We start from the raw sequence: 21,618 nt of genomic DNA on the forward strand, positions 1-21,618 counted from the left end.
GAGATCAAAATGAATTTTGAATTCCAAAATCCGACGCGTATTATCTTTGGCGCAGGCAATCTATCCCGGTTGGGTGAAGCCGCCCGGGAATTCGGCACACGCGCCCTGCTCGTCACAGGAGGCGGTAGTGTCAAACGAAACGGCGTCTTCGATAGGGCTGTGTCAAGCCTGAAGGCAGCCGGCATTACCGTGGCGGAATGCGAGGGTATTGAGCCAAATCCGCGGATCACTTCGGTTGCTCGCGGTGCCGCAACCGTCCGAAAAGAAAAATGCGATATCATCATTGCTCTGGGCGGCGGCAGCGTCATGGACGCTTCCAAAGTCATCTCTGCGGCCGCCCTGTATGACGGTGACCCCTGGGACATGATCAACCACGGCCAGGACAAAGTCTATGTTCCAAAACAGGCTTTACCGGTCATCACCGTCCCCACCCTCGCCGCTACAGGTTCCGAAACCAATTGCGGCGCCGTCATCACCAACGAGGATGCCAAGGTCAAATCCTTCATCCAAATTCCGCTGCTCTACCCCAAAGTCGCCGTGGTGGACCCGGAACTGACCGTGACCGTGCCCAAGGACCAAACCGCCTACGGTGTCTGCGACCTCATCACCCATGTGACCGAGGCGTATTTCAACGGCATCGACACGACGCCTGTTCAGGACCGATTTGCCGAGGGGGTCATCCTCACGGCCATGCAGTGGGGGCCGAAGGCCATTGCGGACGGGTCGGATATCGAGGCCCGCGCCCAGGTGCAATGGTCCGCCATCGTGGCGCTCAACGGCTGGGTCCAGGCGGGTACCAACGGAGCCTACCCGGTACACATGATGGAACACACTGTTTCCGCTTACCACGACGTCACCCACGCCGCAGGACTTTCCATCATCAACCCAGCATGGATGCGCTTTGCTGCCAAGACCAACACGGGCAAATTCGTCCAATTCGCGGAACGTGTGTTCGGCCTCCCTGCCAAATCCGCCGATGACCTTGACTGCGCCTTGGAGGGCATTGACCGCTTCGAGGCATTTCTACGCTCCATCGGCTGCCCCACCCGGTTTTCGGAACTCGGTATTGATGGCGAACTCTTTGAAACCTATGCCAGGGACACCCTGAAAATCGTACGCGACGAGAACGGCAACCTGCCGGGACGCCCGCCCATGAGCGTTGAAGATATGCTCGGCGTGTTCCGGTCTGCTCTGTGACTCCCAAGGCCAAGGAAATCCTGCCAAGGAGGTAACCGATGAAGACCAATGCTTTTATGAACAAACCTCTACAAATCATGCTGTCCATCCTGACATTAATGCTGGCAGCTAACATAGCTTACGCGGAGGACGATGTGACCTGGGACAAGACATTCAAGCGCAGTGACAAGGTGACCCACAAAAAAGTCTCCTACCCCAACCGATACGGCATCATCCTGTCCGCCGATATGTATATGCCGAAGGACATGGATGAATCCCAACACTATCCGGCGCTCGTCATTGGCACGCCGTATGGCGGCGTCAAGGAACAGGGCGCGGGAATATATGCGCAAACAATGGCGGAACGCGGCTATGTGACCATCGCGTTCGACGAATCCTTCAATGGTGAAAGCGGCGGGCAACCCCGGCATGTGTCCTCGCCCGAAATCTTTGTCGAAGATTTCAGTGCGGGTGTCGATTTCCTTGGTACGCGCCCCTTCGTGGACAGGGACAAAATCGGTGCCATCGGTATCTGCGGCAGCGGCGGCTTCGCTCTCAAAGCGGCCCAGGTCGACCACCGCATCAAGGCCGTTGCCACCGCAAGCATGTATGACATGAGCCGCGTGATCCGAAACGGCTGGGAAGACTCCATGTCCGCCGAGGAACGAAACAAAATGCTCGACGAACTTGGGAAACAGCGTTGGGAGGACTTTGAAAACGGCAGTCCGATGTTGCCCGAAGGATTCCCGGACGAGCCGACCACATCCATTCCTGAAGGACTGGATCCCATCAGCAGTGAATTCTGGGAATACTATGCCATGGAGCGCGGCCACCATCCAAGGTCGCACGGTCCCTTCACCGCCACAAGCAACATGGCGTTCATGAACTTCCCGTTGATGAACTATGTGGACACAATCTCTCCCCGACCGATCCTGTTCATCATGGGTGAAAAGGCCCACTCCCGGTACTTCACGGAAGACGCTTACGAGCTGGCCGCCGAACCAAAAGAGCTGTATGTCGTCCCCGGAGCCAGACACATCGACCTCTACGACCGCACGGACATGATCCCCTTTGACAAGCTGAACAGCTTCTTTGCCAAGGCACTGCAATAATCCGCACGAGCCGAGCAGATGCCGTAAAACCGCATGAACGACGACAAGGCGGATCCTCCCGACACGGAGGATTCGCCCTTTAAATCGCGACACCCGCTACTGTACGCTTGGGAACCCATCCTTTCCAAATCAATCGGCGTATTGCGTGTCGCCGCGACACGACACACCACATTTCGGAAGCTTCGTCCGTGATTTCGTTTCAGCCCGCCCCGCGGCATCAGGAGTATCTAACTATGCAGCATGCATCCCGTACTCTCAAAAATGGAACCAGGATCAATCTGGTAGTCGGCAAAACCGAAATTCCGGCGCTGCTCAATGACAATGCCTCCTCACGAGCGCTCATAGAAAAACTGCCCTACTCGGTTCGAATGCATCGATACGAGCATGATTACTGCGGCGTGATGGATGGTCCGTTGCCCTATGACCAGCAGGATGTGCGCAGCGGATGGCTGAACGGCGACATAGCCTTTGCAATCCACGGCAACTACTTCACCATCCTTTTCAAAGATGAAGAACTGTCTGGAGAATTCGATGGGATCGTCAACCTTGGGATTCTGCGTTCGCCGCTGTCCGTCATGGACTCCCTTCCCGCAGACATTACCGTCGTAATCAAACTGGAAAACCCGGCGGCCATCGACGCACAGCCCACAACACGATAAAAGAGGAGATAAAACGTATGCACAAACACTTTTCCCTTTTGACCGCTGTGGTGCTTGTCATCGGCCTCACAACCATAATGGAGTCACGAGCAATGGGAAACGAACCCCTCCTCGACGCCCGTCAGCAGTCCATCGTCACCATTTCCGCCTTTACCACAATCGGCGACATTGCACGCCTCAAGTCCGCCCTGCACCAAGGGCTGGACGCGGGGCTGACCGTCAACGAAATCAAGGAAGTTCTCGTCCAGATGTATGCATATGCGGGCTTTCCCCGCAGTCTCGGAGGGATATGGGCCTTCATGGGCGTATTGGACGAACGCAAGGCGCAGGGCATTCATGACGAGATCGGTCGGGATGCCTCCCCAATTCCCGTTGACCTGGATCGGGACGCCTATGGAGAACGGGTCCGTGCCGACTTGGCCGGGCTGAAAGAAATCCCCTCGACCAAAGCGCCTTATCAGGAATTTTCGCCAATCATCGACACATTCCTTAAGGAGCATTTGTTTGCGGACATCTTCGCCCGCGACATCTTGACGCACCAGGAACGAGAACTGGCGACCATCGCCTGCCTGGCAAGCCTTGGCCGTGCCGAAGGCCCGCTTTCGTTCCACATACACGCGGCCATGAACACCGGTCTGTCCGAGGGGCAGCTGCACGACGTTATCAAGGTGCTCAGAGATCGCGTTGGTACACAGGAAGCCCAAGCCGCCGATGACGTCTTGGCCGGGGTTCTGGCCGAACGCGACTGATGCGGCCAGAAATTCTTTCGCAACACGACGTGCCCGCTCGGAACCGGTACCCATATCCGTTTTCGAGCGGCACGCAAAAAACAGCAACGGCAACAACGCATGAGCAAAAACATCCTTCTCATTTCATCCAGCCCCCGACAACAGGGCAACTCCGACATCCTCTGCGATGCCTTCATGCAGGGAGCGGAAAAGGCGGGCCACGCGACTGAAAAAATTCGCTTGGCTGAAAAGCACATCAACTATTGTACGGGATGCTGTTCCTGCATCCGTGGAGGAGGATCCTGCGTACAAAAGGACGACATGGCCGAACTGCATGCCAAAATACTCGCTGCCGATGTCCTGGTTCTGGCCAGTCCCGTTTATTTTCGAACCTACAACGGACAGATGAAGACCTTCATCGACAGAATCTGTCCCATCTACAGCATGATCCGCAACAAAGACGTATATTTCATCATTTCAGCAGCCGGTGGCAGACTTCCAGTGAACAGCACCGTGGAAAGCTTCCGCGTCTTCACGGGGTGTCTGAGCGACATCCGTGAAAAAGGCGTCATAGCTGTCACCGGTGTATGGGACGAAGGCGGCGTCAGGGGATCAAAAACCGTTCAACAGGCTTACGTCGCGGGCGCAAACGCCTAACGGCGCCCGCCGACCGGCACGGTATTCTGCAAGAATTACAAAAGGAGATCATCATGTCCGAGAACTGTACGACCGACGTCTTTGAGCGTGGGGACGAAAACACGGCATATGCGCAATACTTCGTGGGCCAAAGCTACCTGAAGATCCTCAACACCGAAGGTGTCGTGGTAGCCAACGTCACCTTTGAGCCAACATGCCGCAACAACTGGCACATTCACCAGGCGGACAAGGGCGGAGGGCAGATCCTGCTGTGTACGTCCGGTCGCGGTTGGTATCAGGAGTGGGATAAGCCGGCCCGTGCGCTTCAACCCGGCGACGTTGTTCACATCCCTGCCGGGGTGAAGCACTGGCATGGTGCGGCAAAAGACTGTTGGTTCTCGCATCTGGCCATTGAGGTGCCTGGAGAAGGCGCAAAAAATGTATGGCTTGAGCCGGTTTCCGACCAGGATTACGAGGCGCTGGGCTAAATACCGCTGCGGAATCTCCCCGGATTGGGGCGGGCGTTACCGAACAACAGACACGCGGGAAACGATTTTCCGGCAGGTCTCACGCCAGCCCGCCCCTGCCGGGGGAGCACTGTCCACACGCTGGAGGGGCAGTGCAATATTTTTGAAAATGGTACTCAAACTCGCGGTTTTACGTCAACAACAGCCGGGTATACATCTTGGATCACTGCAAAGGATGTTTCGGAATAACCCGTTGACCGGAGGATCGCCCATGTCCCTGCAAATCCAGCACAGCCTGCCCGAACGCGTCCGCATCAGAGCGCCCTTTGTCCGCAACAATGCTGCCGCGGCACACGCCCTGGAACAATACGCAAAAGATATCGAAGGGATTCAATGGATTCGCGCCAACACCAAATGCGCCACCATTGTTGTCCGCTTCAACCAATCCATGCTTTCCGCCATGGATGTTCTCCACTTGCTGCAACAACAAAGCCGCTGGGGGACCGCCTGATGGATCTCGACCTCATGCTCGGCCTGCGGGAACACATTCGCGTAACAGATCACGTCCCCGGCAAGTTGACGCTCCGTTTCGGCCTGGGCGTGATCGCCAACCCCAGGGTCATCCGTTACGTAAAGGAAAACGGTTTTGCTCCGCCCAAAGGGTGCGACATGCCGGGCATCGGTAAAACAACATTTCATGCGCTGACGCGTTCCATGGTCTTGCAATATGACCGGGACGTAATCATGCCGGAGCTGTTGCACCGCCTGTTTACCTGCGAAAACGCGGTGGAATTCAAATCCACGGCCCAGGAATTGGCAGCGACGGTTCATTTTGATCTCACTACATTTTTGAACTAACCTACAACGCGAGGAAAGGAGGAGCAAAATGCCCATCGCACATCGAGCGCTTCTTCCGGCGGCAGTGGCCGCATCCGGGACCGCTGGCGCGGTCGTAGGCGGCACTCTTGCCGCGGCCAAGGACATACACCGCGTAAGCAATGGCGAAATGACCCGCGGGCAAGCCCTGGCGGATGTCAGCAAGGAAGCGGCAGGCACCGGCCTGTCCACGGCTGCGGGCATCGCCGTCACGGGAGCCTTGGGTCTCACCGGCCTGGTGGGGTTGGTCGGCATTGTCGGCGTGGCTACCGGAACAAAATATCTCTGGAACAAGAAATTCGGATTCCGTGCCGCGCCCAAAAGCATCCAGGCCTGACGGTTCCACGTCATGTAACAACAAACCATTGGACCACACGCGTCAATCGGCACCTTTTGAACACGTTATGACACACCCTCTCAAAGCCTGCCGAGGCTGGATCGAGGCAAGGAGGATCGTATGAGTTATGGAAAAGTCGCTGTTTTCGCGGCCGGGACCGTTGTCGGTGGAGTGATCGGCTATGCCGCCACGCGCTCCAAATGCGTCCGCAAAGCCACGAAATCCGCAATCAAAGCCGGAATGAAGACTAAGGATTGGGCTGTAGGGACTTTCCAGAAAGCCACCAACGAGGTCAAGGAAATGGCCAAGGACGCCAAGGCTGAAAAGCAGGTGGAAGCCAAAGCCGCACCTGCCAAGTAGCCAGGCTCTCGCGAAACGCCATTACGGGAGGATGCTCACCCAATTGGGTGAGCGCCTCCCTTTTTTCCATCCACCAGACCACGCCCTGCGGGAGCGGGCATCAGGCGCTCTGGAATTTCAGGATGTGATTTCCCGGGACGAAGCCCAGGCCGCCAGACCAAGGATGGCGAAGGTGTTGGCATTATGAACACCGGCCGCCACCACAGGCCGCAGCAATCCGGCACCAGCGGCTCCCAGCAACCCCAGGTTGACGCCCACTCCGGCATTGAAACAATACTGCAGTATGCGCTCCACACGCTGCGCATACAACCGGGCCGTGACCAAACCGTTCAGGGAGTCACGATCCAGCACGATGTGGGCGGATTCCCGTGCAAGGCCCGTACTTCTGGACATACAAACGCCCACGTCTGCCGCAGTGAACGCCGGAGCGTCGTTCACGCCATCCCCGACCACGGCCACACGCCACCCCTGGTCTTGGAGCGAACGAACAGCAGCGGCCTTTTGGTCAGGGGTCAGTTCCGCCCGGACTTCATCCAATGCAGGCAGTCGTTCGCGCAGCCTTCGCGTCGTGGCGGCATGATCCCCCGTGAGCATGACCATTTTGCGAACGCCGCACGCCCGGAGCGCGGTCATGACCGCCCCGGCCTCTTCACGAACAGAGTCCTTGAGTGCGGCCACTCCCTGCAATGTTGTGCCGCGGGAAACATAGACCAGGCTCTTGCCCTGGGACCGGAGAGCGGCAGTGGCCTCAGCAAGAACGGAACAATCAACCCCGCAATCATCCTGAATAAAATGACGGCTGCCCACGCGCACCTGCTCTCCGTCCACCATGCCGCCGACACCATGCGCCACGTTCAAATCCAGGTCCGTGGCCTTCGGCGGGGTCAGGCCGCGCCGCGCCGCCTCTCGGACGATTCCCCGCCCAATTGGATGGCCGAAGCGATCCTCAACGGCAGCGGCAAGGCGTAACAACGCATCCTCGGATTCGCTTTCCGCCAGCAGAATATCCGTGACAGAGAGTTCTCCCCGGGTGACGGTGCCGGTCTTATCAAAAACGATGGCGTCCACTTCGGCCAATGCTTCCAGAGCGTTGCCGCTCTTAAAGATCACCCCCTGCCGCGCCGCGGAATACATGGATGTCTTGATCACAACCGGAGCAGGAAATTTAACGGCACAGGCAAAATCCACCGTGAGTACGGACAGGGCGCGCTCCATATCTCCGGTAGCCGCATAGATGGCTGCCCCGAGTCCAAGGGTCAAGGGGGCGAGCGCGTCCGCCAGTCGAGTACTTTTGTTCTCCGCATCGGAACGTTCCGTAACGGCCCGAGTCATGAACTCGGCAATACGGACCATGCTCGTGTCCCGTCCGGTAGTACGGGCCACAATACCGAGACTCCCCTCCACCACCACGCTGCCGGAAAGCGCCTCATCCCCGGCCCGCAACAATCCGGGAGCCGATTCACCGGTTATCCCACTCAGATCCACCATGGCCTCGCCACGGACAACCTGCCCGTCCACCGGGACCAATTCCCCTCCTGAACAAAGAACCACATCACCCACGCGCACATCGTCAAAGCCGACGTCCTGTTCCTCGCCGCCACGTTCCACACGCACGTTTTCCACTGGTGCGGCGATCAAACTCTTGAGCAGCGTGTTGGACCGGTCATCGCTCATACCACGCAGATAATCCCCGACCACCACCATGGCCGCAATGGAGGATGCGGTCACATAGTCCGACCGGAGCAGGCTCGCCCCCACGGTGGTCATATCCAGCACACGGGCCTTGAGTCCCTGGTTCAGCAACGTATCAATCCCCCGCAACATGGGCGAAATGCCCATGATCCCGGCAACGGTCGCCTGCAGCGCCGGGGGGAAAAACGGCACCATTCCGGCAAGACCGGTGTGAAAGAGGGCATCAATGCCCCGCGCGTTGGGAACGGTGGAAGCGGTCTGGTCGAAAGCTTGATCCGGCACATGGGAAAATCCATTGCAGATGGCCTGCCTATGCGCGCGAAGCCCGTCGTACTCCACCACAAGGGTCCGACCGGGAGCATTGACGCGCACCTCCCGAACCCCGGGAAAATTCCCGAACCACGCCCGCAGATATTCAGGGTTCAGATCCGGCGCAAGCAACCCATTCCAACGAAACCGCAAACGTCGAGGCGTTTCATGCACGACCCGAGCACGAGCGGCAGACGGAAGACGGCTCATGCCGCGTCCCCCGACTCCTCGTCATAGGAAACCACCACCAAGTCCGACTGGTCGTAGCGCAGAAACAGACGCAGGCCTTCATTACTGCTGACCACGCAACGATTGCGGTTGGTCATCAGATAACTCGACGCCTTTTTCACAGCCTCCAAACGCATGGTCACGCCGGGGTGGATGTCCAGCGAAACAATGGCCCGCTGCGCACGCTTTCCGCCGATAATGCGCTCCACCACGAAGTCGGTTCCGGCCTGGGCGTTGGCGAACTGGCAATGCATGTTCCCCATGCGGCCCAAGATTTTGGCGGCCATGCCCTCGGCCAGACGAATGCGCCCCCGCCCCGCAACCACGGTGATGAATTCCATAGGCGGTAAAATACGAATCAGCTCAATGGGGTCGTCATCCTGTAAGCCCAGAGCGGCCATACCTTCGCGGAGCGGTCCTCCGGCGGCAACACACTCCACGTGTCCGGTTTCACCCGGCTGCATTTCCGTCAACGGAATCATGCGCCCATCATCCAGATGCGCCACCACCTTGCCGCCCATGCCGCCGCCGAGAACGACTTCCCCCTTCGGTCCCTTGACGCGAACCGTCTGCATGGCCACGTCTTCGTCGAGCCGGGTAATCCGGCCGCCCACGAAAAGCCCCATACGCCCCATACGGGATTCCAAATCCTGGTCCGCGATGTTCGAAATGGTCAGGGAAACGCCCGTGGGCGCGTGTGTCAGACTGGAATACATGAATCATTTCTCCTGAGAACGGTTCGCGGCATTGCTTCGTGTCTTCGTGGCCTTCGCTCCCCGACCGGCCATGCCTGCGTACCCCAGAATGCCAAGAGTGCTGGCGTTGTGCAGAAACGCGGAGACAACGGGTGACAGTTTGCCGGTGGATGCGGCCAATAAGATGGCGGAGTTGATGCCCACCGCGGCTTGAAACGACCGCGTCAAAACATGCTGCGTGTTCGCGGCCAAGTCCCGGGCCATGGCCAACAGCCGTAAGTCATCCTCCAACAACACCACCTGGGCCGCCTCCCGTGCCAGGTCCGCGCCACCGGGCATGCAGATGCCCACATCCGCCGAAACCAGGGCGGGCGCATCATTCACCCCATCCCCGGCAAAGGCCAGAAAGTGACCAGCATCCTGCAATTCCCGCAACAAATCGGCCTTGTCCTCGGGCTTCAATTCCCAATGGATTTCGTCCACGCATCCGAGGTCCGCGGCAATGGATTGCGCGGTGTCCTTATGGTCGCCCGTCAGCATGACGATCTTCCGAATACCGCGCTCCTTGAGCATGGACAAGGCCTGCCCAGCTTCGGGTCGCAATTCGTCCCGCAGGGCGATGACCCCCGCGAGCTTACCGGATCGGGCCACGTACAGCAGGGACTTGCCTCCACTGCGCAGTTCCCGCCCCAAGGCTTCCACACCGGAACAATCCACCCCTTCGTCATCTTCCAGGAAATGGCGGCTGCCCACCAGAACCTGTTCCCCCTCCACATAGGCGGAAACACCATGGGCCACGATGAAGTCCACCTGACTCATAGGCGGCAGAGGCAATGCCCGGGCCTCGGCCTCGGCCACCACAGCCCGGGCCACGGGATGGGAATAATGCTCCTCGGCCCCGGCGGCCAGAGCGAGCAATTCCGCGTCCGACCCGCCGCCCAAGGGGAGCACGTCCGTGACCTTGAGGTTGCCACGGGTCAGGGTGCCGGTCTTGTCGAAAACGATGGTGTCGATGCGTGCCAGGTTATCCAGCGCCTGCGCGCCTTTGAGCAGCACACCGCAATGCCCGGCCGCATGCATGGCGGTTTTTACGGCCACGGGGGAGGCCAGCTTGATGGCGCAGGAATAGTCCACGGTGAGTACCGAGGCGGCCCGGGTCACGTCCCGGGTCAGGGCAAAGAGGCCCAACCCCAGGGCAAAAGTCACCGGGACCAGCTTGTCGGCCAGCTCATCACTCTTTTTTTGCGACGTGGAACGGGTCCGTAGAGAGTTTTCCAAAAACCTTCCGATCCGGGCCATGCTGGTTTCGCGGCCCACGTTTTGCGCCGCGATCTTGATGCGCCCGTCTTCCACCACGGCCCCGGAAAGAACGGAATCGCCTTCGCTCACATGCACCGGCAGGGATTCGCCGGTAATGGAACTTTGATTCAAGGCCGCGTCTCCGTCCACCACCACACCGTCCACCGGCACCAGCTCACCGCTGCCGCAAATGACCAAATCGCCTACCGCCAGATCGGTGAAGTCTACACGAACCTCCCGGGCATCGCGTTCCACAGAGACTTTTTCCACCTGGGGACGCAGCAGACTCTTGAGCAATTCGTCGGATTTTTTCTCGGTCCAATTTTCCATGTAGGAGCCGAGTCCCAGCATGGCAACGATGGCATTGGCCGTGAAGTAATCGCGCCGCAACAGGGAAAACGCCACGGCCGAAGCGTCGAGAACCTCCACCTTGACCCCGTCGTACAACAGGGTGTGCAGGCCTTCGAGCATGGTGGGCATGCCTAAAAGCCAGCTGGTGGGGGCTGCGGCTTCCGCCGGCATGAACGGGGTAAGCCCGGCCACCGCACCCTGCGTTCCCACCGTGGGCAGGGAGATGGCTCCCTGCCCGGTTCCGCCGGGCATGTAGGCGTCCTTTGGGATGTTTTCGAGCAGATTCAAAATCCGCGCCCGGTTAGCGGGATTTCCATCATATTCAATGACGATGCTGGATCCCCATTTGTTGGTCCGGGCGCGCTGTACCCCGGGCAACGATTCAGCCAATGCCTCCAGATATCGCAAATCCAGGGATGGATCGAATAGGCGGCGACTGCGCAATCTGATTCGCTTCTCCACCTCATGCGCGATGGTGAAGCCGTGTTTCCGGTTTTCCGCTTTCGCGGCCATGTCGTTCTCCGATGCGGGCTAGGACTTTTTGTACAGGGAGTAATGCCAATAGGAGAAGCCCACCAGGGCGAATCCGGACCAGAGATGAACCCGCTTCAGGGTCGGCGTCTTGCTGGTTTCCATCAATCCGGTGGCCACCAGGGTACCGAGTGAAACCGCCATTCCCGCCTTGGCCATGCTTTTTTTGGTTTTGGACGAGACCTCGGGCAGGAGGGAGGACGGTGAGGATGTCTTGGAATCAGACATGGCCTAATCCTCTTGGCTCAGTTCGGCCTTGGCGTCCTGGACCTGCTCCTTCAGCTCTTCCACACCACCCTGCAAAGCGGCCCACAGCTTGACGGCACCGGAGACCACGGCCTTTTGCACGGTCGGATTGGTGGCCACAAGCACCACGCCCGCGCCCACGGCCACGCCCTTGAGGTAATCGCCGCTGCTGAAGTTGACCCAGGAGGTGATTCCCGTGTCCGCGGCAGCCGGAATGCCGGTTCCGGCCTGAGCCGGAGCCTGGGGGCTGGTTACGGCATAGGCTGTACCGTACTGGTTGTTATCCTTGAAATAGTAGGTCGGTTGCTGGGGCTGCCGGGAATAGGCGCCCTCGTCGGACGAAGCTCCGGGCTGGGGCTGGTTCACATATTCACTCATGGCGTACTCCTTAGGATTCGGACGCGCCGTCGGCGGCGGCCTTGGTTTCGGCGGACTCTGTTTTGGCAGATTTGGGTGCTGTCTTTTTCGGTTTAGCGGTTTTCGACTTCACGGCCTTGGGTTTGGCGGGTTCCGAATCCGCGGACTCATCGGGATACGTCAGTGGTGCATGCTCCGGCGCGGCCGAAACCGACGCGGAAAGCAACAGGGAATCCATGGCGTACTTGGTTCCGGTTGCGACCACGGCCATGCCTGCTGTGGTCAGCACCGGACCAAGGCCGGTCCGACCCATAATCGCCACGGCGGTCCCCGCGGCAAGAGCCGTGGTGCCGGTTTCCCTGGCAATGTTCCGCAAGGCCTCCTCGCGGGAAGACTCTCCGTTCTTTACGGCACGAAGCCCTTTGGCCGCGGCCGCTGTTCCGCCCACCAGGGCGCCGAACACCACCGCGCCCAAGGTCGAGGCTCCAGGCGTTCCGTTACTGCTCGTCTTTTTCGTCATACCATCCGTTCCTTGCTTTAGGCTTCGGCCTCTTCGCCCACGGTCACCTGCGGGCCTTCAGGATCCTTTTCCTTGCCGCCGAGCACCGAGCCGAACACACCGGCAATGGCATTGCGCACGGACTCATTGCCCAGGATGAACGCGCCAACGGCTCCCACAACAGCTCCCTTCCAAAAATCTTCTCCTGTGTTTTGCAACAGGGGGGCAATCTTTGCGGGATCGGCTTCGCCGTTCATGAAATCGTTCACCACACCGTACATCTGGCCGATTTTGTTCTGGTCGAATTTAGGCTGCGTCCCTTCCGGCATTCCCTGGCCGTACATGCCCGACATGGCAGCGTCGGCTCCGGGGGCAGCGGTGCTCATGGCTCCCTGGGCCGCTCCCATGGTTTCCGTCATGCCCTGGGGCGCTCCCATGGCCTGCCCCGCCTGGGGTGCGGCCTGCACCTGCACAAATCCCGCGCCCGGCACGTATTGGTACAACGCTCCGGCCTGCGGCTGCGCCATGTTCTGTCCCTGCTGCTGTCCCGCACCGGCGGAACCAGCTCCGGACGGATCTCCATACGCGCCTTCCATGCCCGGCTGGGCTTGCATTTTCTCGTCCACGCCTTGTACTCCTTGCTATGCTTCTTCGGTAATAATCGTCTCGAATTCCGAGGCCAATTCCGCAAAACGCTGCGCGTCCCTTGTGGTCAGAGCTTCGTGCAGTTTTTCCGGCACAACGACCTCTGGATCGTATTCGATGACGGCCATTCGCTGAAATAAATTGAAACTTGTTTTTTTGATGAACGGTGGGGGCGTTTCCCCTGCCTCACCTTTGAGCCGCCGGGCGCGGGGATCGGCAAGCAGAGCCACGGAAAACTGAAGCCGAATGCGTCCAGGGACATGATGTTTGATGGTTAGATGGTCCCGAAGTTCCATCAGCAATCCGAAATCCATATTTCTACCGTTCCTCTGTTTTTGTAGCCGATTCCAGGGCCGGAGGCGCATACCGCAACAGACGGGCCGAGTTCGCCAGCACCCCCAACGAGTGGCCGATATGAATCATCCCGGCCATGATCGGCGTCAACATCCCCATGGCCCCGAACACCACCCCCGCGAGGTTGGATCCCGTGGCGATCCAAAAATTCTGGTGCACCACACGAAGCGTCTGCTGGCTCAACGACTGCACGTACACCAGGCCTGCGAGGTCATCGTTCACGAGTGCGATGTCCGCGGCCTCGATGGCCACCTCACTGCCGCCCGCGCCCATGGCCACGCCCACGTCAGCCTGGGCCAGCGCCAAAGCGTCGTTCACGCCGTCACCAACCATGAGCACGGCTGCTCCCTCTTTCTGCAACGCCTTGACGATGTCGGCCTTGTTTTCCGGCATAACCGAGGCATGGACGTTGGCGATTCCCAAATTCTTCGCCAGATTATTGGCAGTATTGGGTTCGTCGCCAGTGATGAGCACCACATCGTCCGCGCCGCCGCGCCGAAGCCTGCGAACCACCTCCCGACTTTGCGGCCGGGTCTGATTGTCAAAAGCGAGCAATCCGCGCACGGTTTTCTCCTCGGCCACGAACAGCACGGTCCGGCCTTGACGCCGCAACGGAGCGGCCTGGGTCACGGAGCCGTTCATCTCCGCCCCATGCCGTTCCATAAGTTTCCGATTGCCCACGAGGATCTCGCGTCCGTCCACTTCGGCACGCATGCCCATACCCAGGAAATATTCACAGACCGTATGCGCCTTGGCCTTCAGCTTTCGCTCATCCGCGGCGTTCTTGATGGCCTGGGCAAGGGGATGGTGGTTATGCATTTCCACGGAAACCGCCATTTGCAGGAGCTGCGCTTCGCTGATGCCCTTCAGGGTCACGATGCGGGCCAAAATCGGTTCATTGGTGGTCAGCGTACCGGTCTTATCGAAGCAAACAGTGTCGGTCTTGCCCACCTCTTCCAGATAGCGTCCTCCCTTGATGAGAATATTGCGCCGGGCCGCCGCGCTGATGGCTGCGGAAACCGCAGTGGAGGCCGCCAGCACCGTGGCGCAAGGGCAGGCCATGACCAACAGCACCGTGAATGCACGGTACAAGCTGCCCGTGAGCAGCCAGGTGCCCGCCGTGGTAACGAACCCCACGCGAATCAGGTTCGTGGCCAACCTGTCCGCCACGCCCTCAATGGGAGCACGGTTTTCCAGTGAGTCTTCCACCATTTTGAGAACCCGGGCCAAATATGTGCGGTCGCCCACCTCCCGGGCCTTCACATAAATCACGCCCTGCCGGACAAATGTTCCGGCCAGTACCGCATCGCCCACCCCCTTGGCCACGTGGTCGGATCGGCCGGTAATGGGCGCTTCGTCCATAAGCGCCTCTCCATCCACAATTTCTCCGTCCACGCAGACCTTTTCACTGGTATGCAGGACCACCACGTCGCCCTCTCGCAAATCGCTTACCTCGCGCTCCACTTCCACGCCGTCCACGAGAATGAACGTATGGTGCGAGGTATCGCGCAGTATTTCCCCAATGGACTTGCGGGAGCGTTCCGTAATCCAGGCTTTGACCAGTTCGGCTCCGGAATTAATCCAGAGCACTTCAAACGCGGTGAGCGCTTCACCGGCGGCCACTGCTGCCACACAACTGGCACCGAGGAACGCCTCAAGGGTAAAGCGTTTGCACCGCAACTGCTCGTATGCCTTACGGAACAGGGGGACAGAAAGCCCTATGGCCACCAACCCCAGCGGACTGAGCGCGGTCTCGGCCACCGTTAGTCCCAAAATCGTGGTGCGCACAAAAACCACGCCCATGACCGAACTCACGGCCACAAAACGGCGCAGGGCCGTTTTCACGGGATTGCATCCGGCCCTGGTACTGGAACACGCCCGGCACTCGCATAATTCCGAAGCGCACGCCGGTGTTTTGACCCCACAGGATGGGCAATGCCCCCCCACCCCAAGAATGGCTTCCAGCAAGGCCAGCAGCTCTGCCGGTTTCATCTTGTCCGGGGCAAAACGCACCACCAAACTGCCGCACAAGACGTTGGCGCGCACGCTTTCCACGGTGGCCTGGCGCCCCAGTTCGGCGTCCAGGACATGCGCGAGGCTTTGGTTTTTGTGCAGACTGCGGATGGAGAATCGAACTCTGCCGGGAATGGAATGCTTGATGCGAATGTGTTTTTTCACGGTGATCCAGCTATGCAGTTTTCGTGACGTGTTGGGCAACCTCTGAGATTGACAGCAAATCTCAAAAAAAAGTGGCCGGACGCACTGTTGGCTTCAAAAAGAGTCCCCGCTCGTGTGCGTCCGCCCGTCACTGATAATGAAAATCGTCTTCACTGTCACGCAAAAAAGAGACGGATATCCCGCATCAACGAGATATCCGTCCGGCTCCAACCGCCCTTCACATGGCGATCATGGGAACCCAAGAGTGAGGAGAAGAGATATTCGGCTATGGCATCAACAGGGAGTGATCCGCCAAGGAAGGGATCAGCGCGAGGGATTTCCCTCCGTGGTCGGTCTGGCCCTGCGGGTTGCGCCGCTCAGTTTTTTGCCGAAGCCCGTGCTGCCCTTGGTTCCATGGGACCGCGTGGTCCCAGATACGACCCAAGCACGAATGTTGCCGCGGAAACCAAGGCCGTGGGAACAATGGCATGAATGCCGCCCATATCCGGCTTAAGCAGCACCAGGGCCACGAAAATGCCCACACCACAGATCACGGAGCATACCGCGCCAAAGGATGTCCCCCGTTCCCAATACAATCCCAGCACAATGGGACACAGGAACGCCGCCTCCAGACCGCCAAAAGCGAACAGATTGATCCAGACCAGCAGATCCGGCGGCTCCATGGCCGCCAGAAAAACCAGCAGGCCGACGACCAGCGTCACCAGGAAACTCGCCCGCCGCAACGTGATGACCGGCAGTTTGGAAGCATCGCCCTTAAGCCGGTATTGGATATACAAATCCTTGATAATGGCCGCGGAAACCAACAGCAGCATGGAGTCCACCGTGGACATGATGGCGGCCAGCGGCCCGGCAATGAATACCCCGGCCCAAAACGGCGACAGCAGTTCCACGATCAATGTGGGCATGGCCAGATCCCCGGCCGGAAGCTCCGGGAACACGGCTCGCCCCATGGCTCCGGCCAAATGCGCGCAAAGGATCATAAAACCGATAAGCAGGGTTCCCACGAGCATGGCGTCATGCATGGCCCGTGAATCCCGGTAGCCCATGCACCGCTGCGTTGTCTGGGGCAGGCCAAGCACCCCGATGCCCACGAGCACCCAAAATGAAAGGGTAAACGGTTTGGAAACCGCATTGTCCGGTCCTGTGGGCGTAATCAGCCCGGGATCCATGTCCTTGAGCGCGCCAATGCATTGGCTCACACCGCCGCCTGCCTCAATAACCGCCAAAAGGACCACCACAACGGCCACCACCATGATCACACCCTGGATGGCATCCGTGAGCACCACGGCCCGAAAGCCGCCCACCGCCGTATACAGCACCACGCTCACCCCGAAAAGCACCAGGCCCACGGCGTAGGGATACCCGGTCACGGCCTGGAATAGGCGCGCCCCGCCGATGAACTGGGCCAGCATGGCGGCCATGAAGAACACGACCAGCGCCACAGAACACAGGATGACCACGGTGTCGCTCTGGAATCGGGCGCGCAGATAATCCGTGATGGTCACGGATCGGGTTTTGCGAGCCACAATAGCGAACCGTTTCCCCAGCACGCCCAGCGTGAGAAAGGCCGTGGGAACCTGAATCATGGCGAGCAACACCCAGCTCAGACCGAAACGGTACGCCACGCCCGGGCCGCCCACAAAACTGCTGGCGCTCGTGTAGCTGGCAATGATGGTCATGGCGAGCACAAATCCGCCCATGGATCGGCCGCCAAGAAAATATTCTTCGAGAAATCCTTGGGAAGAACCGTCGGAAGCCCGTCTCCGGCCCCAGAGGGCAATACCAAAGGACAACAGTAAATAGACGATGACCGGAAGAATGATCTCCATGGATCCGCTCATTTTTCCGCCTTCCCATGCTGTTGGGCAGGTGAAGGCGCAGCAGCCCTGGATTGCACACTGCAGGGTCCAGGGTTTACGGTCCCGGATCCCCCGTCAACACCGGAAGCGGATTCCTCCACAGGGTCGGCATCCAAGGGCATGTCCTTAAAAAACAGCCGCACCAGAACCCAGAGCAGCAGCGTGATCAGCGGATACCCCAAAAGGCAGCTATAGAAGAACCATGCGGGGAAACCGAAAACATACGTATAGTTGTCCGGGTCGGCGTCGCCCAGGCCATACCCGAAGCCATACCACCAGAGAAAATAGATGCCGTATGCGGCCAAGGCGAGCAGCGCCTCGCGGTTGGCCTGTCGAAACCGTTTATCCTTCCACATGGTCTCACCTACTCTGTTGCGCGATACACAAAAAACCGGCGGGTGGCGGCCGGTCAGACGGCTTCCCGTCCACAGCGCACCCTCCCGCCTGTAATTCATTCATGCATCCGGCGTTGCCTGTCAACCAAGTTCTATGCTGCGCTCGTAGGCCTTGCGGATCGCGTCCATGATATTGCCGCGGATGGCGGTCCGCTCAAAGTGGGCCAGAGCCGCGTTGGTCGTCCCGGCCGGAGCAATGGACATCTCCTTGAGCAGGCTGATGTGCTGCTCGGACTGTTCCGCCATGATCCCGGCTCCCCGGAACAATTTCTTGACCATACGCGAGGCCGCGGCCCGCTCGATTCCCAATTCCACGCCGGATTCGATCAGGGTTTCCATCAAATGGAACAACAGCGCCGGTCCTGATCCAATAAGCGCGGTGAACACGTCAAACAGGTTTTCGGCCACGATGTGCACGTCGCCGGACGGGCTGAAGATACGCTGCACCGCGTCCTTTTGCTCTTGGGTGAGGGTCTTGTCGTCCAGGCAAACCGCGGTCACGCCTTCCTTGACCAGCACGGGCGTTATGGGCATGACTCGAATAACCGGGCAGGCGTGTCCGATGCTCTGCTGCAGGCTTTCCAATGTCAGACCGGCAGCGATGGAAATCATGCACTTGTCGCTGCTAAGCGCCGGAACCATGGCAGGCCAGACTTCGCCGACCTGCTGCGGCTTGACCGCAAGCACCACAAAATCCGATTTTTCGGTCAATTCCCGCACATCACCACAAGGGATCAGCCCGGTTCGCGCCGCCAACTCCTCCAGCTTGGAACGGGTGCGGTTCACGCCGTACAGCGTAATGCCTTCCATCCCGGACAGCGCTTCGATGATGGCCGCCCCCATGTTCCCGGTTCCGATAAATCCGATGTTCATAGCAAACCTCCATTTGGTTCCGCCAGGACGGTTTCCGCCGCGACCCGCATCCCTCCAGCGGGGCCGACCACATGCCGAAGCTTACGCAGAGTGTAGCGCACATCCAGCAGTATCCCCGGGTTGTTCAGCCAGTTCAGCGCCTGGCTGGAAATATTGGCAGGGTTGGCCCGTTCCTGGAGATATTCCGGAAACAGCTCACGCTGCAAAAGGATGTTGGTCAGGCTGACGAATTTTGAAAATGCCAGTTTTCGAATCAAATACGCTGCGGGTCGATCTATTTTGTACGCCACAATGGTGGGCGTACCGATCAGTCCGGTTTCCAGGGTGGCGGTTCCGGACGCGGCAAGCACCATGCTGGACTTGCGAATCATCTGGAAACGTTCTTCCGGTTCCACGATGCGCACCGGTACATCCACGGTCCAGCACCGTCGCAGAAAATCCCGATCAATTCCGGGTGCCCGGGCTATGGTGAAATTCATCCAGGGCAAACGCGCATGGATACGGGCTGCGGCCTCAGCAAACGTTGGCAGCAGGAAAGCCACTTCCTTTCGGCGACTTCCCGGCATAATGCCGATCCGGCTGGGGTCGGGGATCATCCGGTCCAACCCGCCCAGCGGCAGCATGTCAAGCAACGGATGCCCCGCATACAAGGGGCGGCAGCCCCGTTCATGGAAATAATCCTGTTCAAAAGGCAGGGCGCAAAGCACCTTGCCCACGCATTGGCGCATCACGTCGATGCCCCGTTGCTTCCAGGCCCAAAATTGCGGGGCCATAAAATACAACACCGGAATATCCATGGCATGGGCAGCTTTGGCCAAAGGCAGGTTGAAGTCGGGACAATCCACCATGACCACCACATCGGGCCGATTCCGCTTCCAGAAATGCGTAATCTCCCGATGCAGACGAAACACTCCGGGCAATCCGCGCAACACGTCCAGAAACCCATTGAAGCACAGACGGCTCATGGGGAAATGCACATCCGCCCCGGCACCGGCAAGGGCATGGCCCCCCATGCCGCCGACCCGCAGGACGGGTTCCCGACGAAGCAACTCCCCGGCCAAGGCTCCAGCGTACATGTCGCCGGACGCTTCACTACAGTTGATCCAGATGTTGCGTGTCATCTCCCCTCCTCACATTTCACCGCCCCCCCCAAACCGGCCCTGAAGGGTCAAAGCGCGGACGGGTCAACAACACTGGGGAGCGAAGAACGAAACATATATTTCAGCTCGAAAAGCGCGTCCGGTACGTAAAGTATGCGTTTTTTGAAAGCAACGACCAAAGCCAACCAGGAAACGGTCCGTAAAAGTGGGGTGATGCCCCCCGGGGTACCGGAGGACATCACCTTTGAGGGGACTACTACGCAGGGTGCGGTCTAAACCCTGGCTTGTCCAACCGAGACGGCGGGTGAGGCCTTGCTGTTGACGTATTTGGGAGACGTTTCCGGAGCGAGCAGCTGGCAGACAACACCACCGATAACGAGGGTGGCGATGCAGCAGGTGAGGGTCACGGTAACACCGTACTGCTCAGTGATAACCGGAAGCATCCAAGTGCCCATGCCGGCGCCGATACGGCTCGCGGCAATCGTCAGGCCAACGCCGGAACCCCGAAGTTCGGTGGGGAAGAGCTCCGGCGGATACAGCCACTCAGCAACAATGGAGATGGCCAGGACCGTGGAGAACGCACCAAGCAGGACCAGAGCGATGGTCGGGGGCATGTCCTGCCAGATGGTCATGACGGCCAGGATGGCACCCGCGCCGTAGAAAGTGAACATAAGGAAAGCGCGGCGGGAAATCTTATCGGCAATCAGAATACCGATGAACACGCCGACCAGGGTAAAGCCGTTATAGAGCATGCCCGACGCATGCGAGTTGCCCATGTGCAGACCTTCCACAACCACGGGCAGGAAGATGGAGATGGCGAAGAACGGCAGCACCTGGCAAAGGAAGAAGGTGCAGGACGTGACCGTATTGCGCCACAGTTCCTTACTGAACAGCCGGGAGAAGGAAGCGGAAGCCACTTCTTCTTCATCGGTGGGCAGGGCGTAGTTCTGACCGATGCGCTCGCGCACCAAGGCCAGCGCGTCGGCGGCGCGGTCTTTGGCCAGCAACCAGCGCGGAGATTCGGGAGTGCCGATGCGGATCACGTAGGTGATCAATGCAAACACGGCCGAGGAGGAGATGATCCAGCGCCAGCCGTTGTCGCCCAGGTCGCCCATGGAGCCGATCAACAAGCCCAGGAAGTAGGAGATGATATAGCCGAAGGTCCAGGCGGCCATAAGCCAGCTCATCATCTTGGTGCGGATGCGCTCCGGGGTCCACTCGCTAAGGAGCGACACACCAACGGTGTAGTCCGCGCCCACGCACATGCCTAGAGCGAAACGAACAATCACAAGGGTCAGCGGATCAGACAGGAAGAACTGAATCACCGACAACACCAGCGTGACCAATGCCACTAACTTGTAGGCCGACTTTCTTCCGGTGCGGTCGATGATGACGCCCGTCATCAGACTTCCCAGCAGGATGCCGAAGAGCGCTCCCGCTCCCACAAGGCCCATCCAGAAACCATCCAGATTCAGGATGTCCGTAGCATATGTCAGCGCAATGCCGACAATGCCCAGAACATATCCATCACAGATCTGGCCCATAAAGGTGCCAACCGCGATTTTTTTATGAATGGGCGAGAACGGAGCCTCTTCAAAACTGATACAATTTTTCGCCTTTGACGCCATCACTACCTCCCCTTTCGGGCAATCGTTT

At 59.1% G+C, this 21,618-nt stretch carries 24 protein-coding genes; 10 read left to right on the forward strand and 14 right to left on the reverse strand.

Annotated elements, in window-relative coordinates:
- Positions 1-9: 9 nt before the first annotated feature.
- The 10 genes from B5D49_RS00550 (at position 10) to B5D49_RS00595 (ending at position 6,351) form a co-directional block, all read left to right on the forward strand.
- Positions 10-1,197 (forward strand): iron-containing alcohol dehydrogenase, encoded by a 1,188-nt coding sequence (locus B5D49_RS00550; protein ID WP_078715704.1) that lies wholly within the window; start codon positions 10-12, stop codon positions 1,195-1,197.
- A gap of 38 nt (positions 1,198-1,235) precedes the next feature.
- Entirely contained in the window at positions 1,236-2,288 is a 1,053-nt protein-coding gene (locus tag B5D49_RS00555; protein ID WP_078715705.1) for an alpha/beta hydrolase, read from the forward strand.
- A gap of 233 nt (positions 2,289-2,521) precedes the next feature.
- On the forward strand, positions 2,522-2,947 hold the full coding sequence (locus tag B5D49_RS00560) for a cyclophilin-like fold protein (RefSeq protein WP_078715706.1): 426 nt from the start codon (positions 2,522-2,524) through the stop codon (positions 2,945-2,947).
- A 92-nt stretch (positions 2,948-3,039) separates the two neighbouring features.
- On the forward strand, positions 3,040-3,696 hold the full coding sequence (locus tag B5D49_RS00565; protein ID WP_234990577.1) for a carboxymuconolactone decarboxylase family protein: 657 nt from the start codon (positions 3,040-3,042) through the stop codon (positions 3,694-3,696).
- Between the two features lie 99 nt (positions 3,697-3,795).
- On the forward strand, positions 3,796-4,332 hold the full coding sequence (locus tag B5D49_RS00570) for a flavodoxin family protein (RefSeq protein ID WP_078715708.1): 537 nt from the start codon (positions 3,796-3,798) through the stop codon (positions 4,330-4,332).
- 53 nt (positions 4,333-4,385) lie between these two features.
- Positions 4,386-4,799, forward strand: coding sequence for a cupin domain-containing protein (locus B5D49_RS00575; protein WP_078715709.1), 414 nt, complete (start codon positions 4,386-4,388; stop codon positions 4,797-4,799).
- A 250-nt stretch (positions 4,800-5,049) separates the two neighbouring features.
- Positions 5,050-5,289 carry an HMA2 domain-containing protein gene (locus B5D49_RS00580; RefSeq protein WP_078715710.1) on the forward strand — a complete coding sequence of 80 codons (240 nt, stop codon included), beginning with the start codon at positions 5,050-5,052 and terminating at the stop codon, positions 5,287-5,289.
- On the forward strand, positions 5,289-5,636 hold the full coding sequence (locus B5D49_RS00585) for a hypothetical protein (protein WP_078715711.1): 348 nt from the start codon (positions 5,289-5,291) through the stop codon (positions 5,634-5,636). The genes B5D49_RS00580 and B5D49_RS00585 overlap by 1 nt, the downstream gene beginning before the upstream one ends.
- Positions 5,637-5,664: 28 nt before the next feature.
- The gene (locus B5D49_RS00590; RefSeq protein WP_078715712.1) at positions 5,665-5,991 is read left to right on the forward strand and encodes a magnetosome protein MamC; all 327 of its coding nucleotides are present in this window, start codon (positions 5,665-5,667) and stop codon (positions 5,989-5,991) included.
- A 120-nt stretch (positions 5,992-6,111) separates the two neighbouring features.
- Positions 6,112-6,351 carry a hypothetical protein gene (locus B5D49_RS00595; protein ID WP_078715713.1) on the forward strand — a complete coding sequence of 80 codons (240 nt, stop codon included), beginning with the start codon at positions 6,112-6,114 and terminating at the stop codon, positions 6,349-6,351.
- Between the two features lie 117 nt (positions 6,352-6,468).
- On the opposite strand, the gene B5D49_RS00600 is transcribed toward B5D49_RS00595, so the two are convergent.
- The 14 genes from B5D49_RS00600 to B5D49_RS00665 form a co-directional block, all read right to left on the reverse strand.
- Positions 6,469-8,562, reverse strand: coding sequence for a heavy metal translocating P-type ATPase (locus tag B5D49_RS00600; protein ID WP_078715714.1), 2,094 nt, complete (start codon positions 8,560-8,562; stop codon positions 6,469-6,471).
- Positions 8,559-9,296, reverse strand: a complete 738-nt coding sequence (locus B5D49_RS00605; protein ID WP_078715715.1) for a FeoA family protein — start codon at positions 9,294-9,296, stop codon at positions 8,559-8,561. The genes B5D49_RS00600 and B5D49_RS00605 overlap by 4 nt, the downstream gene beginning before the upstream one ends.
- 3 nt (positions 9,297-9,299) lie before the next feature.
- Positions 9,300-11,438 carry a heavy metal translocating P-type ATPase gene (locus B5D49_RS00610; protein WP_078715716.1) on the reverse strand — a complete coding sequence of 713 codons (2,139 nt, stop codon included), beginning with the start codon at positions 11,436-11,438 and terminating at the stop codon, positions 9,300-9,302.
- 18 nt (positions 11,439-11,456) lie between these two features.
- Positions 11,457-11,684, reverse strand: a complete 228-nt coding sequence (locus B5D49_RS00615) for a hypothetical protein (protein ID WP_078715717.1) — start codon at positions 11,682-11,684, stop codon at positions 11,457-11,459.
- 3 nt (positions 11,685-11,687) lie between these two features.
- Complete coding sequence (locus tag B5D49_RS14920; RefSeq protein WP_200806750.1) at positions 11,688-12,080, reverse strand: YtxH domain-containing protein; 393 nt, start codon at positions 12,078-12,080, stop codon at positions 11,688-11,690.
- A 10-nt stretch (positions 12,081-12,090) separates the two neighbouring features.
- Complete coding sequence (locus B5D49_RS00625; RefSeq protein ID WP_078715718.1) at positions 12,091-12,579, reverse strand: magnetosome protein MamC; 489 nt, start codon at positions 12,577-12,579, stop codon at positions 12,091-12,093.
- 17 nt (positions 12,580-12,596) lie between these two features.
- Positions 12,597-13,184 carry a hypothetical protein gene (locus tag B5D49_RS00630; RefSeq protein ID WP_078715719.1) on the reverse strand — a complete coding sequence of 196 codons (588 nt, stop codon included), beginning with the start codon at positions 13,182-13,184 and terminating at the stop codon, positions 12,597-12,599.
- Between the two features lie 15 nt (positions 13,185-13,199).
- Positions 13,200-13,517, reverse strand: a complete 318-nt coding sequence (locus B5D49_RS00635) for a hypothetical protein (RefSeq protein WP_078715720.1) — start codon at positions 13,515-13,517, stop codon at positions 13,200-13,202.
- A gap of 4 nt (positions 13,518-13,521) precedes the next feature.
- Entirely contained in the window at positions 13,522-15,735 is a 2,214-nt protein-coding gene (locus B5D49_RS00640; protein WP_078715721.1) for a heavy metal translocating P-type ATPase, read from the reverse strand.
- Between the two features lie 356 nt (positions 15,736-16,091).
- Positions 16,092-17,576, reverse strand: a complete 1,485-nt coding sequence (gene panF / locus B5D49_RS00645) for a sodium/pantothenate symporter (protein ID WP_078715722.1) — start codon at positions 17,574-17,576, stop codon at positions 16,092-16,094.
- Complete coding sequence (locus B5D49_RS00650) at positions 17,573-17,950, reverse strand: YhdT family protein (RefSeq protein WP_078715723.1); 378 nt, start codon at positions 17,948-17,950, stop codon at positions 17,573-17,575. Before B5D49_RS00650 ends, panF begins: the two co-directional genes overlap by 4 nt.
- 120 nt (positions 17,951-18,070) lie before the next feature.
- A complete protein-coding gene (gene proC, locus B5D49_RS00655) occupies positions 18,071-18,862 on the reverse strand; it encodes a pyrroline-5-carboxylate reductase (RefSeq protein ID WP_078715724.1) in 792 nt (263 codons plus the stop codon).
- The gene (gene lpxB, locus B5D49_RS00660) at positions 18,859-19,983 is read right to left on the reverse strand and encodes a lipid-A-disaccharide synthase (RefSeq protein ID WP_078715725.1); all 1,125 of its coding nucleotides are present in this window, start codon (positions 19,981-19,983) and stop codon (positions 18,859-18,861) included. The genes proC and lpxB overlap by 4 nt, the downstream gene beginning before the upstream one ends.
- 251 nt (positions 19,984-20,234) lie before the next feature.
- The gene (locus B5D49_RS00665) at positions 20,235-21,590 is read right to left on the reverse strand and encodes an MFS transporter (RefSeq protein ID WP_078715726.1); all 1,356 of its coding nucleotides are present in this window, start codon (positions 21,588-21,590) and stop codon (positions 20,235-20,237) included.
- Positions 21,591-21,618 lie beyond the last annotated feature (28 nt).

It is taken from the genome of Paucidesulfovibrio gracilis DSM 16080 (genome assembly GCF_900167125.1).
Lineage (GTDB): Bacteria > Desulfobacterota > Desulfovibrionia > Desulfovibrionales > Desulfovibrionaceae > Paucidesulfovibrio > Paucidesulfovibrio gracilis.